The organism is Photobacterium arenosum (assembly GCF_014841115.1).
Classification (GTDB): domain Bacteria; phylum Pseudomonadota; class Gammaproteobacteria; order Enterobacterales; family Vibrionaceae; genus Photobacterium; species Photobacterium arenosum.
This window is the reverse complement of the sequence record NZ_JACYTP010000012.1, coordinates 48,865-65,525: the sequence shown is the minus strand read 5'-3', so window position 1 is coordinate 65,525 and position 16,661 is coordinate 48,865. Positions and strand designations below refer to the sequence as shown.

Sequence of the window (16,661 nt, the reverse complement as noted above, 5' to 3'; positions counted from 1 at the left end):
CCGCCGCTTTTTAGTTCTTTAACATCCGTTGGGAAGATCCTATGCATCCGATGCTAAATATCGCGATCCGTGCTGTCCGTAAAGCCGGTGACCATGTCGCTAAGTCTTTAGAAAAACCGCAAGGCATTGAAGTAAGTAAAAAAGGCAACGACGTTGTCACCAATATCGATCACGAAGCAGAAGCTATCATCATCGATACTATTCTGAAGTCTTATCCTGATCACTGCATCGTCGGTGCAGAGTCCGGCACCAAAGAAGGCCGCGACAAAGAATGCCAATGGATCATCGACCCAGTGGATGGCACCAATAACTTCGCGCGCGGTATCCCGCATTATGCAATTTCTGTTGCCCTGCGTATGCGCGGCCGTACTGAAGTCGCCGCTGTTTACGATCCTGCCCGTAACGAACTGTTCACCGCAACCCGCGGTTCTGGCGCACAGCTGAACAGCCAGCGTATCCGTGCCTCTCAGCCACGTAATCTGGCCGGTACGGTTCTGGCAAGCAGCCTGCCTTTCACTGCCAAACAACACTCTGAAAGCTACGCCAAAATTCAGCAGGCGATGTTTGTTGAATGTGATGACATGCGTTTGTCCGGTTGTACCGCTTTGGATCTGTGCTATCTGGCCGCCGGCCGTGTAGACGGTGTGTTCAAGCTGAGTCAGAAGCCTTGGGAAATGGCCGCCGGTGAGCTGATTGCCCGTGAAGCTGGCGCCATCTGTACCGACTTCACCGGTAACACCAATTACCTGACCTCTGGCAACATAGTTGCCGGGAATGTGCGCGTCGTGAAGCCTATGCTGGCGAAAATCCGTGAACACGGTAGCGAAGCACTGAAAAAATAATACTGCACTGAAAACCACTGTCTGTACGGTGGTTTTCAGCAGCCATACAAAAAGCCCCGGCAATCAGATTGCCGGGGCTTTTTTACGTCTTCGCCAACGTTTAAGGGCAGAATTTAACCTGCCCCAATCGCCATTACGGCATGGCGTCGAATTCTTCGCCTTCTTTTTCCACTTTTGGCGGCATCAGGTGCTCACGGGTAATACCCAGTTTCAGCGCCAGTGCCGAAGCGACATAGATAGAAGAATAGGTACCGACGGTAATACCGATCAGCAGTGCTGTGGCAAACCCGTGGATCATAGTGCCACCTTTCATAAACAGGGCGATCACCACGAACAAGGTGGTCCCTGAAGTGATCAGGGTACGGCTCAGGGTTTGAGTAACAGAGTTATTCATCACCTCTGCCGGGCCACCTTTACGCATCTTGCGGAAATTCTCACGGATACGGTCAAACACCACTATGGTGTCATTGAGTGAATAACCGACAACCGTCAGCAGCGCGGCGACAATCGTCAGGTCGACCTCAATTTGCAGCAGTGAAAAAATACCAATAGTAATGATGACATCGTGAGTCAGCGACAGCACAGCACCGGCGGCCAGACGCCACTCAAAACGCATGGATACATACAGCAGAATACAGATCAATGAGACCAGAATAGCCAAACCGCCCGCTTCCGCCAGCTCATCACCGACGTTCGGGCCGACAAACTCAATCCGGCGCATTTCGACACTCTGGTGCGTGCCTTCACGGAGTGCATCCAGGATTTGATTGCCCAGAGTTTCACCTGCCACGCCTTCACGCGGCTGGAGACGCACCATGACATCACGGGCCGTTCCGAAATTCTGAACAATAGCATCGCCAAAGCCGGACGCTTCGAGTGAATCACGAATCTGGCCCAAATCCGCAGGCTGTTCAAAACCCACTTCAATCAGGGTACCGCCTGTGAAATCCAGCCCCCAGTTCATGCCTTTAGTGACAACAATAGAAATGGAAGCAATGATCATCACTGCAGACAAAACAAAGGCCAGCTTCGACCAACGCATAAAGTCGATCACTTTATCCGCTTTCATTAATTGAAACATGTCAGCGTCTCCTTAGATCGACAGTTTATCGATGCGCTTACCGCCATACAGCAGGTTCACCAACATACGGGTGCCCACGATAGCCGTAAACATAGAAGTCAGAATACCGATAGACAGCGTCACCGCGAAGCCTTTAATCGCCCCCGTACCTACCGCAAACAAAATAATAGCGGTGATCAGCGTGGTGATGTTGGCATCAGCGATAGTGCTGAAAGCATTGGCGTAACCTTGCTGAATCGCCTGCTGCGGGCTGCGACCATCACGCAGCTCTTCACGAATCCGCTCGAAGATCAGCACGTTGGCATCCACCGCCATACCTACTGTCAGTACAATACCGGCAATACCCGGCAAGGTCATAGTGGCGCCCGGAATCATGGACATCACACCAATGATCAATACCAGGTTCATCGTCAGGGCCAGGTTGGCAATCAGACCGAACTTGCGGTAGTACAGCAAAGTGAACAACATCACGGCGACCATACCCCAGATACAGGCCTGGATCCCCATGTCGATGTTCTGCTGACCCATAGAAGGACCGATAGTGCGCTCTTCCACAATTGAAATTGGCGCGATCAGTGCACCAGCACGCAACAGCAGTGCCAAATTGTGCGCTTCAGCCTGGCTGTCAATCCCGGTAATACGGAAATCACGTCCCAGCGCGGTCTGAATAGTTGCCTGGTTAATCACTTCTTCGTGTTTTTCCAGAATCACTTTGCCAGCCGGGGAACGCTTGCCGCTGTCTTTATATTCAATGAACAGCGTTGCCATCAGCTTACCCACGTTATTACGGGAGAAAGCTGTCATTTTATTGCCGCCTTCACTGTCCAGCTTGATGTTCACCTGCGGGCGACCATACTCGTCATTGCTGGATGTGGAATCGGTAATGTGTGAACCTTCGAGGATCACCCGCTTTTTCAGCACCACAGGATTACCGTCACGGGAGGTTTTCACCTCGCTGCCCGGTGGTACACGTCCTGCAGCGGCGGCAGCCAGATCCACATTGGTGTCCACTTCACGGAATTCCAGGGTTGCGGTTGCACCCAGAATTTCTTTGGCACGTGCCGTATCCTGTACGCCCGGCAGTTCCACAACAATGCGGTTAGCGCCCTGACGCTGAACCAGTGGCTCTGCTACACCCAGTTCGTTAACCCGGTTACGCAGAATAGTAATATTCTGAGCAACGGCATAGTTCCGAATTTCCTGCATCCGCGCTTCAGTGAAGCTGGCGGTGAGTGCAAAACCACTGCCTTCAACGAACAGCATGTCCGGGTGCGAAGCCGACAGTGTACGCTTGGCTTCTTGTACTTGCTCGTCGTTACGAAGCCGGATTTCCACCCCGTCGCCTTTCACTGAAATCGCACGGTAACGGATACGGGCTTCACGCAGCTCAGTACGGAAAGTATCTTCTTGCTGGCCCAGCAGTTTATCCATCGCAGCATCCATATCCACTTCCATCAGAAAGTGCACACCGCCGCGCAGGTCCAGGCCGAGTTTCATTGGGGTGGCGCCCAGGCTTTCCAGCCAGGCAGGAGTAGAAGGTGCCAGGTTCAGAGCAACAACATAGTTATCGCCAAGAAATTGATTCATTAAATCGCGGGCACTGATTTGTGTCTCAGTGTCTTTGAAGCGGACCAGAATAGCCCCGTTTTCGAATGCGACAGATTTGTAGGAGAGTTTATCTTGATTAAGCTGCTCGGTAACTTTATCCAGCGTGGCCATTTCTACCGAGGCGCCACGCGCCCCGGAGATTTGAATCGCTGGATCTTCACCGAACACATTGGGAAGTGCATAGAGCAAACCGATGAGCAGTGCGAACACCACCATCAGGTTCTTCCACAAGGGATACCGGTTTAACACTGAGAAGATCCTTCAAAGCCATAAATTACAGTGATTTCATTGTGCCCTTTGGCAGAACGGCAGAAACAAAATCCTTTTTGATGGTAACTTCAGTTGTGTCGTTCAGTGCGATCACAATGTAGTCATTTTCCGCTGAGACTTTGGTGATCTTACCCACCAGGCCGCCATTGGTCAGCACTTCATCACCTTTGCCCATGGCAGACATCAGGTTTTTATGCTCTTTCACCCGCTTGGCCTGCGGACGGTAGATCATGAAGTAGAAAATTACAGCAAACAGAGCCAGCATGATAAACAGCTGCATGCCGCCACCTTGTGGAGCGCCTTCTGCTGCTGCATGTGCCTGAGAAATAAAAAGACTCATTTATTCACGTCCTCGTTATAGTTAAACGTTTTTTAATGGTGGAACTTCGCGGTCCCGGCGCGCGTAGAACTCTTCTACGAATGCGTCGAAACGATCTTCTTCAATCGCCTGACGAATGCTTTCCATCAAACGCTGATAGTAGCGTAAGTTGTGGATTGTATTAAGGCGTGCACCCAAAATTTCATTACATTTATCCAGATGATACAGGTACGCCTTCGAGTAATTGCGACAAGTGTAACAGTCACAGTGCGGATCCAGTGGACTTGTATCCGTTTTATGTTTCGCATTACGGATCTTGATCACACCGCCAGTCACAAACAGGTGGCCATTACGGGCATTACGGGTTGGCATCACACAGTCGAACATGTCGATACCACGGCGCACACCTTCAACCAGGTCTTCCGGTTTACCGACACCCATCAGATAACGCGGCTTATCTTCCGGTAATTTCGGACAAGTATGCTCCAGCACACGGTGCATATCTTCTTTCGGTTCGCCAACGGCCAGACCGCCCACAGCGTAACCGTCAAAGCCGATCTCAGTCAGGCCTTTGACCGATACATCACGCAGATCTTCATAGACGCTGCCCTGTACTATACCGAACAGAGCATTCTTATTACCCATTTTATCGAAATGGTTACGGCTGCGTTTTGCCCAGCGCAGTGACATTTCCATCGATGTCTTCGCTTCGTCATGCGTCGCCGGATAAGGCGTACACTCGTCGAAAATCATCACCACATCAGAGCCCAGATCGTACTGAATTTCCATCGACTTTTCGGCGTCCATGAAAATCTTGTCACCGTTGACCGGGTTACGGAAATGCACCCCTTCTTCGGTAATTTTGCGGATATCACCCAGGCTGAACACCTGGAAACCGCCTGAATCGGTCAGAATCGGGCCTTGCCACTGCATAAAGTCATGCAGATCGCCGTGCAGTTTCATCACTTCCTGACCAGGGCGCAGCCACAGGTGGAAAGTATTACCCAGCAGGATCTGTGCACCTGTGTCTTTTACTTCTTCCGGCGTCATACCCTTTACGGTGCCGTAAGTACCCACAGGCATGAATGCCGGCGTTTCTACCGTACCGCGTTCAAAGACCAGACGGCCGCGACGTGCACGTCCCTGGGTTTTATCTAATTCAAATTTCACAAAGCCTCCAAAAGCCAGAGAAACAATCTGACGTTAAGTCGATGCAAAAGGCCCATCGCCTGATGCACTGCAACCCCCAATCAATCAGGATCGCGAACTGTCCGGCCTAAGACCAGACAGTGATATTGAGTAAAAGTTCAGCTATTCAGGCTGCCGCGCCAGAATTCACGCACACAGCCAGACACTGGCTCAGCGCAGCCGATTCAGCGCTGTCGCCGGGTGATGAACATAGAATCCCCGTAACTGAAGAAACGGTAACTGTGTTCAACAGCCTGCTGATAAGCGCCCATGGTATTTTCATAACCGGCAAATGCGCTCACCAGCATGATCAGGGTGGATTCCGGCAGGTGGAAATTGGTGATCAGCACGTCCACCAGCTGGAACTCGTAGCCAGGGAAGATGAAAATATCCGTGTCGCCAAAGAAAGGGACCAGTTCGGTACCGTTCTTCAGGGCATCCTGAGCCGCACTTTCCAGCGAACGAACAGAAGTGGTTCCCACTGCAATCACCCGGCCGCCACGGGCTCGGGTGGCCTGAATCGCATCAACCACCTCTTGCGGAACTTCGACGTATTCTGCGTGCATATGGTGATCATGAATATTATCAACCCGGACTGGCTGGAAGGTGCCGGCACCTACGTGCAAGGTCACGAAGGCAAACTCGGCCCCTTTTGACTTGATATCCGCCAATAGTTGTTCATCAAAATGCAGCCCGGCGGTCGGAGCAGCCACTGCACCGGGTTTGGCATTATAAACCGTTTGATAACGCTCTTTGTCTGCTTCTTCGTCCGGACGGTCGATATAAGGCGGCAAGGGCATGTGACCAACCTGCTCCAGAATCTCCAGTACCGTCAGCGCACTGTTGAAGCGAATTTCAAACAAGGCATCGTGGCGGGCAACCATTTCGGCTTCAAACTCGTCATTTTCGCCCAATAACAGTTGGGTGCCCGGTTTGGGTGCTTTAGAAGCCCGAACGTGAGCCAGAATGCTCTTATCATCAAGCAGTCGCTCGACCAGCACTTCCAGCTTACCGCCACTGGCTTTACGGCCGAACATACGCGCCGGGATCACCCGGGTATTGTTAAATACCAGCAGGTCACCGGGACGCACCAGATCCAACACATCTCTAAACGATTTATGGCACACATCACCGCTGTTACCGTCCAGTTGTAACAGGCGGCTGGATGAACGCTCCGGCTGCGGATAACGTGCAATCAATTCATCGGGAAGGTCAAAGTGAAAATCTGAAACTTGCATTTTTTAGGCCCTAACTTACAGCAGGCAGCTAGTATAGGCCGCCACACTGCAATATCAAGCCCGGAGAAATGTTATGAAATGATTTGTTGTCAGCCTTTCTTGCGCGAACGCCACAGAAGCAGGCCGACGAGTCCCAGCAGCCATGCCAGCGAATAGCTTCCCCCGCTGTCATCGCTACCACTGCTCTCCACCCGAAACTGTTCCAGCCCCGCATTGCTGTAGTCTTTCAGAAAAGGATTCACGCTGAACACAGCTGCCGGATTGGGACGGAAATCGCTGCCAGCGACAGCGGCTATCCAGTCAAAATAGGAAGGGACTTGGGTATAGACTCCGGGCAGATTGCCGGCACACCCTTCGCCGAAGCTCACCAGCCCCAGCAGACGCAGGCCAAAATCCGGATCACTGCTGGCCTGCGGATCCTGCCAGACTAACGGCCCGCCTGAATCACCAAAGCAGCTGTCGCGGGATAAATTAGGTGACGGAGGAGAGGCGCAGACAAAAATACTGTACACCCCGGGGTGCACCGAACTCCCCCACAAGTTGTCACAGACCCGGTCGGGTACGCCAGACAATACCGTCTGTTGCAGCTGAGTGGAACCTGCAGAATCCGGATCCGGTGTCACACTGCCCCACCCCGAGATCAGTAAATTGGCTGGACGGTTGCTGTTTGCCACCCAAGTATTGGCAAATTCAGCATCCGCCCGGTTCTGGGTCGGGACAGACGCTATCTGTATCGGGATCGCAGTTTCCGGCAGATCCAGGCTCAGGCGGATGATGGCAATATCGTTGTTAAAATTACTGCTGTTGTAACTGGGATGCACATTGATTGCGCTGACAGGGACAGCATTTCTGCTTGTCGCACTGAATACCGATGTAATACCGGCCCAGACTTTCACACGCAGGGGAGTGGCAATTCGGCCGCCATTGATAATGCAATGCGCCGCTGTCAGTATGATGCGAGGAGCAATCACCACACCGCCACACAGGTACACTTCTGTGCCGTTATCAGAAAAATCAATATTGATAAACGCCTGCCAGGGAATATCTCCGGGCACAGCGGATATACCACCAACAATTCTGGCTGTTGGTTCGAATTGCTCCGCCTGGGCAGGCGACTCATCAGTCTGTGCCTTCGCCAGCCCTGACACAAAAAACAGGAAAGCCAGCAATAACAGACTGTTAGTTATGGGGGCTTTCATAACTGCTACCCTCATGATTTACAGTCGCTTAATTATAATTCTCACTGTTATTGCGCCATTGTCACTTATTGAGAATTTGGACGGATAGTTCATTGCAGAGGATAAAGCAGACAGAGTGGCATCAGGCTCTGGAGGGACAAGCATTCAATACCGTTGATAATAAAAATAATTTTACGGGGCAGTTGTTAATACGCCTCTCAGATACTGAGCATACTGAACTGCCCTTGTTCAGCTTTCACCGCCCTGACTTCTGCGCCACCAGAGCATCCCCAGCAGTGCAAGCATGCCTCCTGCCGTTACGCTCCCCCCCGATCGACTCGCCATAGCGCTACTCAATGCACTGATAGCACTGTCTTGGCTGTTCTGAGTGTCTGTCTCAGACGTCACTGAGGTATTTTCGGCATTGAGGGCAAACGGATTAAATGCAAAAACAGAGTCCGGGTAAAAGTTAAAACCGTCTCCCGCTATCAAAGCAATCCAATCACGATAATGAGAAACCTCAGTATAAACAGCAGGGAAATCCGCTCCGCATTCCGCCCCAAAGCTGACTAAGCCCACCAGCCGAAAACCCAGATCACTATCGGCGCTGGCCTGGGGGTTCTGCCACACCAATGGACCGCCGGAATCGCCCTGACAAGTGTCACGCTTAACCGCAGGATCTGGCGACATCGCACACACAAACATTGCACTCTGAGACGGTTCAACCACTGAGCCCCATACCTGTTCGCAATAATCGTCCGGCACGCCAGCAAGCAACGCATGCTGCAGCTGCCGGGCCGAGGTGGCCCCGGGTTCAGTTGAGGTCCGGCCCCACCCGGACACCAGTAAATTCTGACCGCGCTGGCTGTCGGGCACAAAAGTATTGTCAAATGCCGTATCGGCCTGTTGCTGTTCACTCACAGTGGCCAGTTGGATGGGCTGGGCACCTGCCGGAATATCCTTGCCCAGGCGCAGCAAAGCAATATCATTGATAAAAGTCTCTTCATTAAAACCCGGATGTAGATCAACCGCTGTCACTCGCAGGGCATTGAAAGCAGTCACAGAGTCCGTCGAGGTAATACCCGCCCAGACAAATATCTCATCTTGCTGCGCTGCGACTGAGTTTTTGATAATGCAATGTGCGGCTGTCAGTACTGTATTCTTATCTATGATGACACCACCGCACTGAAAGACATCATGGCCGTCGTTGCCGGCGTCAATATATACCAGCGCCTGCCACGGAATGTTTTCCTGATATGTCGGGTTGCCGCCAATGATCCTGGCTACCGGTTCAGTACGGGCTGAGGCACTGGCTTGCTGCACTTGCTGTTCGGCCAACACAGTGCCTGAAATCAGTGGCAAGGCCAGTACTGCGGCTAACGGCATGAATGAAAAGGCGTTCATAGTATTCCCTCACTCCCTGGGCAAAGCATCGCAGCAAAAGGGTTACATAGGAACTCATGAGTCTATTAATATGACTCAGGCAATGCGACTAAACTAAGGCGACCAAACTGCTTGCTTTAACTAAGGATAGTGGCGTTTTTTCGCAATAAAGTCCGCAACTGCGAAAAGAGATCCAAAAAGTTTTACCAGTGCCTCAGAATGACAGCATCATTATGTTTCACTCTACACTGTATCTGATACTGCACGCAGTCACTGCACCGCAGCCCGGTATTGCTGCTACAGTGTCAGGCTCACTCTTATCTAACGGCAGCAATAGATGTTGAATTCACTACTATGAACTTCCTGGCACACCTTCACTTGGCTGATCATTGTCAGAGTCATCTGGCGGGCAACTTGCTGGCCGATTTTGTTCGCGGCGATCCCTACCGCGATTATTCTTCTGATGTGGCAGCAGGTATCAAGCTTCACCGCTTTGTCGATAGCTATATCGACAGCCAGCCTGAAGTCAGAGCCTGGCGCAGAGCGTTTCCGCCGGACATCCGCCGGGTAAGCGGTATCGCTCTGGATATGATCTGGGATCATTACCTCGCCCGCCACTGGCAGACTTTCCATGCCTTACCCTTGGCCGCATTTGTTGAACAGGCGCGTAAAAACGTTGAAGGCTTTGAGGGAAATGAACCGGACCATTACCGGCAAATGACGCAACGTATGTGGCAGCAAGAATGGCTGATTCAGTATCAGCAGGTTGCCAGTATTCATCAGGCATTGGAACGCATGGCAATTCGCCGCCCGAAGTTAAGCTCGCTGGCTGAATGTCCGCCTTTTCTGGCCGGGCATTATCAGGAGCTGGAACAGAGCTTCTTCATTCTCTATCCAAGGCTGATGGATGCATCCCAAGCATTCTGGCTGACGCACAAAGAGGTGCTGCTACGCCCGGAAAAGTAAGCGAAGGCAAAAAGCAGAGATAAGTCGAAAATACTGATTAGAAAAATCAGAAAAGAAAAAGGGGAGCCAGAGGCTCCCAAGGCGATAACAATTCGTTAAGAGAAAGCGTTATCAGACTAGGCTTGACGTGAACAAGCCTGATCACAGTCGATAACGTTAATCGCAATCCCCTCTCGGGTAACAGCTGCGAAACGGTCTTACTAGGATAGATTGCTTATTGCCGGTCAATTCAATCAGAATTGATCTTCTTCAGTTGAACCTGTCAGCGCAGTCACAGATGAGTTTCCGCCCTGAATGACGTTCGTCATTTTGTCGAAGTAACCAGTACCCACTTCCTGCTGGTGAGCAACAAAGGTATAACCCTTCTCTGCTGCCGCAAACTCAGGGCGCTGTACTTTCTCAACATAATGGCGCATACCTTCACCCTGAGCATAAGCGTGTGCCAGCTCGAACATGTTGAACCACATGTTGTGGATGCCCGCCAGTGTGATGAACTGGTACTTGTAGCCCATGTCAGACAGCTCTTGCTGGAATTTGGCAATCGTATCGGCATCCAGGTTCTTCTCCCAGTTGAAAGAAGGTGAGCAGTTATACGCCAGCAGCTGATCCGGGTATTTAGCATGGATAGCTTCAGCAAACTTACGCGCTTCTTCCAGACAAGGCGTCGCTGTTTCACACCAGATCAGGTCGGCATACGGAGCATAAGCCAGACCACGGGCGATAGCCTGATCGATACCGGCACGAACGCGGTAGAAACCTTCCTGTGTACGCTCACCGGTAATGAAATCGGCATCATACGGATCGCAGTCTGAGGTCAGCAAATCGGCAGCGTTGGCGTCGGTACGGGCAATCACTAGCGTCGTTGTGCCGGAAACGTCCGCCGCCAGACGGGCAGCAATCAGTTTTTGTACCGCTTCTTGCGTAGGTACCAGAACTTTACCGCCCATGTGGCCGCATTTTTTCACCGAAGCCAGTTGATCTTCGAAGTGTACGCCGGCAGCTCCTGCATCAATCATGCTGCGCATCAGCTCGTAAGCATTCAGTACCCCGCCAAAGCCGGCTTCCGCATCTGCAACGATAGGCAGGAAGTAATCAATGCCACCTTCTTCCGGGCTGTTGCCGTTTGCCCACTGAATCTGATCAGCACGGCGGAAAGAGTTATTGATGCGCTTTACAACCGCTGGCACTGAATCGACCGGGTACAGGGACTGGTCTGGGTACATGGATGATGCCGTGTTGTTATCAGCAGCTACCTGCCAGCCTGACAAATAAATAGCTTCAATTCCCGCTTTCGCCTGCTGAACAGCCTGGCCGCCGGTCAGAGCGCCAAGACAGTTCACATAGCCTTTCTTGGCAGAGCCGTTAACTAAATCCCACAACTTATCAGCACCGCGCTGTGCCAGTGTGTTCGCCGGTACGACCGAACCACGCAGATTAACCACTTCTTCCGCAGTATAAGTACGCTTAACATGTTTCCAACGTGGGTTCTCCGCCCAATCCTTTTCAATGGCTTCGATCTGTTGCTGGCGAGTCAGTGTCATAATAAATCCCTCGTATTATGTGGCGATATTTCGCAAAATCTGGACGTTCTGCGCTTCAGTTCTACTCAGTTTTCTTGGGCTTCCTCTGCCCGGACTAAGCCGGGCAGTACTTGTTGCACTATGTGCTTTTTGTTATGTGTACAGTTCCGGTTTGAATGCTTGCTTCACTGTTATTCCAGGTATTCATAACCAGGCAGTGTCAGGAAGGTGACCAACTCATCACTGGTGGTCAGGCGCGCCATCATGGCAGCCGCTTCCTGGAATTGTCCTTTGCTGAAACGCTCAGTACCGATTTCCTGCTCCAGGACTTGCATTTCTTCATCCAGCAGTTGTTCAAACAGTGCTTTGGTAACTATCTGGCCGTTACTCAGCGACTTTCCGTGCTTCATCCATTGCCAGATGGAAGCACGAGAGATTTCAGCGGTGGCAGCATCTTCCATCATGCCGTAAATCGGCACACATCCGTTGCCAGAGATCCAGGCTTCGATGTACTGCACAGCAACACGAATGTTATGACGCATACCGTCTTCTGTTCGTTCGCCGTCGCAGGGTGCCAACAGCTCAGCCGCCGTGATCGGTGCATCCGAATCACGCGTCACATCCAGTTGATTTGAACGTGCACCCAGGCACTTATCAAAAACGTCGCGGGCGGTATCCGCCAGCCCCGGGTGGGCAACCCAGGTGCCGTCATGGCCGTTATTGGCTTCCAGCGCTTTATCGGTCTGGATCTTGTCCAGTACCCAGGCATTACGCTCGGCATCCTTAGAAGGAATAAAGGCTGCCATGCCTCCCATTGCAAACGCTCCGCGACGGTGGCAGGTTCTCACCAGCAAACGTGAGTAAGCGTTGAGGAAAGGTTTTTCCATGGTCACCACCTGCCGATCCGGCAAGATACGATCCGGGTGGTTACGCAGTGTCTTGATATAACTGAAGATGTAATCCCAACGGCCACAGTTCAGACCCACAATGTGCTCTTTCAGGCTGAAAAGAATTTCATTCATTTCAAACACTGCCGGCAGAGTTTCAATCAGCACAGTGGCCTTAATCGTGCCTCGCGCCAGGCCAGCCTGATCTTCGGCAAAACTGAACACATCACTCCACCAGGCCGCTTCCTGGTAAGCCTGCAGCTTGGGAACATAGAAGTACGGCCCGCTGCCGTTTTCCAGCAATTGCTTATGGTTGTGGAAGAAATACAAGCCAAAATCCAGCAGCGCACCCGGAATCGGCTGACCATTCCAGAAGAGGTGTTTTTCCGGCAGGTGCAAGCCGCGGACGCGACAGATCAGTACTGCTGGGTCCTCTTTCAATTCATACACTTTCCCTGTGTCAGGGTGGGTGTAAGAAATAGTGCGCTTCACCGCATCCCTAAGGTTACGCTGGCCGTCAATCACTGCACTCCAGGCGGGGGCAAAGGAGTCTTCGAAATCCGCCATGAATACTTTTACATTGGCATTCAGCGCATTAATCACCATTTTGCGATCAACGGGACCTGTGATTTCCACACGGCGATCCTGCAGATCAGACGGAATGTTCTGAATGGTCCAGTTACCTTCGCGGATATCCCGGGTGCCAGGCAGGAAGTCAGGTAACTGCCCGGCATCAATAGACTGCTGACGAACTTCACGTGCTGCCAGCAGTTCCGGCACACGGGAAGCAAATCGACTGACCAGTTGCTCAACAAAAGCCATTGCGTCATCACTCAGGATGTCTCGCTGTGACTCTGAAAGCGGTGCGACCAACGTCAGCTGACCAAACTGGTGGTGATTTTCCATACTCATTTATGACTCCCCATTTACCCAAATCAGCCAAGTGTAACTAAATCACGACTTAAACTATGCATCGGCTGATTTCCATCATAGACCACTTTCGGCCTCAACATGGCTATTACGTTGCCTTAACAAATCGGAAAAGGCAAACCCTCCCCAAAAGCAACAGAATCACAAAAACCAAACAAACACAACAAAATCAATAATTTACAAAAAATAGAGTTATTACTCAAAACACTAAATTAAAACACTTTAAGGCGATATATTCGGTTTTTAACCTCCAGTCTGTTTCTCAACCAAAAATGTAAATTATTACGTAATTAAATTACTAATTAACACTAAATTAACAATTGGAAATATGCCGTTTTAAACAAGACAAAATAGCAAGATGGACTGTAACGCACTCAATCTACATACATTTATAGACAAGATTTGGCAGAGTCATACATTGGAGGAATAATTTTGCGTGTATGGCGGGGAATTGTTTTACAGAACGAAACAGAAAAAACCTACAAAATGAAGCACTTGGAAAAATGACCAAACAGAATAAAGTATCAAACATTTCCGAACTCAGCAGAATATTTCACCAAAAAATAAAAACATGTCTACTGAGCGTCCTGAATGTTGTTAAAGCAGCTCTGTGACTATCTCTGCCAGGCATTGAAAAGTGGGTACACGACTGGATGTCGGTCGCCAGACCAGACCTATTTCACGATAAGCGGCCTGCCCTGGCGGATCTAAGATCACCAGATCCGGGCTATCGACCAAGCCATGCTTGATCGCCATGTGCGGAATAAAGGTAGAGCCAAGACCATTCGATACCATCTGTACCAGGGTATGTAAGCTGGTCGCCGCAAACGGGTTAATCTTTTCTTTACTGGTTAGCTGGCACGCAGACACCGCATGGCCGGTGAGGCAATGTTCTTTCTCCAGCAAAAAGACAGATTCATCCGGTAAATCGGCATAGCGCAGCGGAACATTCACCTTGTCGGCCTGATTTTTACTGATCACCATTTTGAAGGGATCGCGCCCCACTACCTGGCTGTGCATACCGCTGATTTCAACCGGGAGTGCCAGTATCAGCACATCCATGTCACCATTGCGTAACGCGCTCAACAGATTGTCCGTTGTATCTTCGCGCAATAAAAGATGGAGTTGCGGGTGCCTGCGATTCACCGCCTGCACTAAATCGCCCAGCAAGAAAGGGGCAATGGTCGGAATACACCCCAGCCTGACCTGACCAGCCATCTGGTCTTCACCGCTTTTCGACAGTTCCATCATATCTTGCGTTCTTGCCAGCAGTTCACGGCTGCGTACCACGACTTCTTCACCTGTGGTGGTAAAGACCAGGGCTTTGTTGTCCCGCTCAATCAGCTGGCAGCCAACCAGATCCTCAAGATTCTGAATCCCAGAGCTTAATGTGGATTGACTGACAAAACACTGCTTGGCCGCTTCACCAAAATGGCGGGTTTCATAAAGTGTCACCAGATAATGGAGTTGTTTCAGAGAAGGAAATTTGCTCATCGTATTTTTCGATTGTAATAATCTATTTATTCCACTTTTTTCAATGTAGCACTTTCGCTATAGTGTGTCCTGATTTATGAAGGAACTGCCCTTACGGGGTGGTACACATTCCAATATTAGGAGCACCAATATGGTACTAGTAGGTCGTCAAGCACCTGATTTCACAGCTGCTGCAGTTCTGGGTAACGGTGAAATCGTTGATAACTTCAACTTCAAGCAATTCACTGAAGGCAAAAAAGCGGTTGTTTTCTTCTACCCGCTGGACTTCACTTTTGTTTGCCCATCTGAGCTAATCGCTTTTGACAAGCGTTTTGCTGATTTCCAAGCGAAAGGCGTTGAAGTTATCGGTGTATCGATCGATTCTCAGTTCTCTCACAACGCATGGCGTAACACTGCTGTTGAAAACGGCGGTATCGGCCAGGTTAAATACCCTCTGATTGCTGACGTTAAGCACGAAATCTGTAAAGCTTACGACGTTGAGCACCCAGAAGCTGGCGTTGCTTTCCGTGGTTCTTTCCTGATCGACGAAGAAGGTGTTGTTCGTCACCAAGTGGTTAACGACCTGCCTCTGGGCCGTAACATCGACGAGATGCTGCGTATGGTTGACGCGCTGAACTTCCACCAGAAAAACGGTGAAGTTTGCCCGGCACAGTGGGAAGAAGGCAAAGCAGGCATGACTGGTTCTCCAGAAGGTGTTGCTGCTTACCTGTCTGAGCACACTGCAGACCTGTAATACAGCCTTGCGCTGAATGCATAGCCCGGCCATAGTGCCGGGCTTATTTTTATCTCATTTTCATCACTGAGATTGATCAGACACTTCGACAGCCTTCCCCTCTCCGTTTACACTCTGCCAAGGTTTACTGAACAAGGCACCCTCATGTCCGCATTTCCCCTGACTCATCTTGAAGTCTGTATTGACAGTATTGAATCCCTGCATGCCGCCCAACTAGGCGGGGCAAGCCGTATAGAATTATGCTCGTCACTGGCCTTGGGTGGCCTGACACCCAGCGTCGGTTTAATGCATCAGGCTGCCCGTATCGCTAAGGTGCCCGTCTATGCCATGATCCGCCCCCGCCAGGGCGACTTTCTATTCTCCGGCGAAGATATGGAAGTCATGCTGGCAGATATACATGCCGCCAAGCAAATAGGCCTTCAGGGCATTGTGATAGGCGTGCTGACGGCGCAAGGCAAAGTGGACACCGCACAGCTGACCGAGCTGATGAAAGCGGCTACAGGGCTGGGCGTGACTTTCCACCGGGCTATTGATCAATGCGACAACTACACAGAAGCACTTGATGCCATTATGCGCGCAGGTTGCGAACGCGTTCTGTCTTCCGGGCTGCAGTCCACGGCGCTGGAAGGGGCTGAGACACTGGCAGACATGGTACGCTATTGCGGTGATCGCCTGAGCATCATGGCCGGCGCTGGGATTACCGCCAGCAACGCCGCTAAGATTGTCGCGCAAACCGGAGTGAAAGAGTTGCACCTGTCGGGTAAAACGACACGGCCAAGCCTGATGGAGCATATCGCCGCTGGCGCCCACATGGGCAGTCAAGAGGTCGATGACTACACCATTCCCGTGACCAGCAGTGATAAGATCGCCGCAGTCATCACAGCACTCAAGTACTGAGCACATACTCGCTCCTTTTCAGGGAGCGAGTCGTCAAACTTTTCATCCCTATAGTCAACCGATCACATAACACATGACTCAAACAGGCTATTATTAGCGCAGAGTCCAGTAAACAGGAATGTGATTT

14 protein-coding genes are annotated in these 16,661 nt (G+C 51.0%); 4 read left to right on the top strand and 10 right to left on the bottom strand.

All coding sequences use genetic code 11. The annotated features are described in order from the left end of the window. The first annotated feature begins 41 nt into the window (after positions 1-41). A complete protein-coding gene (suhB, locus tag IFO68_RS16750; RefSeq protein WP_027252966.1) occupies positions 42-842 on the top strand; it encodes an inositol-1-monophosphatase in 801 nt (266 codons plus the stop codon). A gap of 133 nt (positions 843-975) precedes the next feature. Here suhB and secF read toward each other — a convergent pair whose 3' ends face one another. The 7 genes from secF to IFO68_RS16715 form a co-directional block, all read right to left on the bottom strand. Next, on the bottom strand, positions 976-1,923 hold the full coding sequence (secF, locus tag IFO68_RS16745) for a protein translocase subunit SecF (RefSeq protein ID WP_192016979.1): 948 nt from the start codon (positions 1,921-1,923) through the stop codon (positions 976-978). Positions 1,924-1,935: 12 nt separating this feature from the next. Next, positions 1,936-3,780 (bottom strand): protein translocase subunit SecD, encoded by a 1,845-nt coding sequence (secD, locus tag IFO68_RS16740; protein ID WP_192016978.1) that lies wholly within the window; start codon positions 3,778-3,780, stop codon positions 1,936-1,938. A 25-nt stretch (positions 3,781-3,805) separates the two neighbouring features. Continuing rightward, complete coding sequence (gene yajC, locus IFO68_RS16735; RefSeq protein ID WP_192016977.1) at positions 3,806-4,141, bottom strand: preprotein translocase subunit YajC; 336 nt, start codon at positions 4,139-4,141, stop codon at positions 3,806-3,808. Between the two features lie 21 nt (positions 4,142-4,162). Continuing rightward, a complete protein-coding gene (gene tgt, locus IFO68_RS16730) occupies positions 4,163-5,290 on the bottom strand; it encodes a tRNA guanosine(34) transglycosylase Tgt (RefSeq protein ID WP_192016976.1) in 1,128 nt (375 codons plus the stop codon). A gap of 203 nt (positions 5,291-5,493) precedes the next feature. Further along, positions 5,494-6,546: a tRNA preQ1(34) S-adenosylmethionine ribosyltransferase-isomerase QueA gene (gene queA / locus IFO68_RS16725; RefSeq protein ID WP_192016975.1), complete on the bottom strand. Its 1,053-nt coding sequence runs from the start codon at positions 6,544-6,546 to the stop codon at positions 5,494-5,496. 89 nt (positions 6,547-6,635) lie between these two features. Beyond that, entirely contained in the window at positions 6,636-7,745 is a 1,110-nt protein-coding gene (locus tag IFO68_RS16720; protein ID WP_192016974.1) for a S1 family serine peptidase, read from the bottom strand. 228 nt (positions 7,746-7,973) lie between these two features. Then, positions 7,974-9,128: a S1 family serine peptidase gene (locus IFO68_RS16715; protein WP_192016973.1), complete on the bottom strand. Its 1,155-nt coding sequence runs from the start codon at positions 9,126-9,128 to the stop codon at positions 7,974-7,976. 333 nt (positions 9,129-9,461) lie between these two features. Here IFO68_RS16715 and IFO68_RS16710 point away from each other — a divergent pair, with 333 nt between their 5' ends. Further along, the gene (locus IFO68_RS16710; RefSeq protein ID WP_192016972.1) at positions 9,462-10,073 is read left to right on the top strand and encodes an acyl carrier protein phosphodiesterase; all 612 of its coding nucleotides are present in this window, start codon (positions 9,462-9,464) and stop codon (positions 10,071-10,073) included. Positions 10,074-10,306: 233 nt separating this feature from the next. Here the strand turns inward: IFO68_RS16710 and aceA are convergent, their stop codons facing one another. From aceA to IFO68_RS16695, 3 genes are all read right to left on the bottom strand, one after another. Next, a complete protein-coding gene (gene aceA, locus IFO68_RS16705; protein ID WP_192016971.1) occupies positions 10,307-11,614 on the bottom strand; it encodes an isocitrate lyase in 1,308 nt (435 codons plus the stop codon). Positions 11,615-11,784: 170 nt separating this feature from the next. After that, entirely contained in the window at positions 11,785-13,386 is a 1,602-nt protein-coding gene (aceB, locus tag IFO68_RS16700) for a malate synthase A (RefSeq protein WP_419555451.1), read from the bottom strand. 621 nt (positions 13,387-14,007) lie between these two features. Then, positions 14,008-14,904, bottom strand: a complete 897-nt coding sequence (locus tag IFO68_RS16695) for a hydrogen peroxide-inducible genes activator (protein WP_192016969.1) — start codon at positions 14,902-14,904, stop codon at positions 14,008-14,010. 130 nt (positions 14,905-15,034) lie between these two features. On the opposite strand from IFO68_RS16695, the gene IFO68_RS16690 reads away from it, so the two are divergent. After that, on the top strand, positions 15,035-15,637 hold the full coding sequence (locus IFO68_RS16690; protein WP_027252976.1) for a peroxiredoxin C: 603 nt from the start codon (positions 15,035-15,037) through the stop codon (positions 15,635-15,637). Between the two features lie 144 nt (positions 15,638-15,781). After that, positions 15,782-16,534 (top strand): copper homeostasis protein CutC, encoded by a 753-nt coding sequence (locus IFO68_RS16685; RefSeq protein ID WP_192016968.1) that lies wholly within the window; start codon positions 15,782-15,784, stop codon positions 16,532-16,534. Positions 16,535-16,661 lie beyond the last annotated feature (127 nt).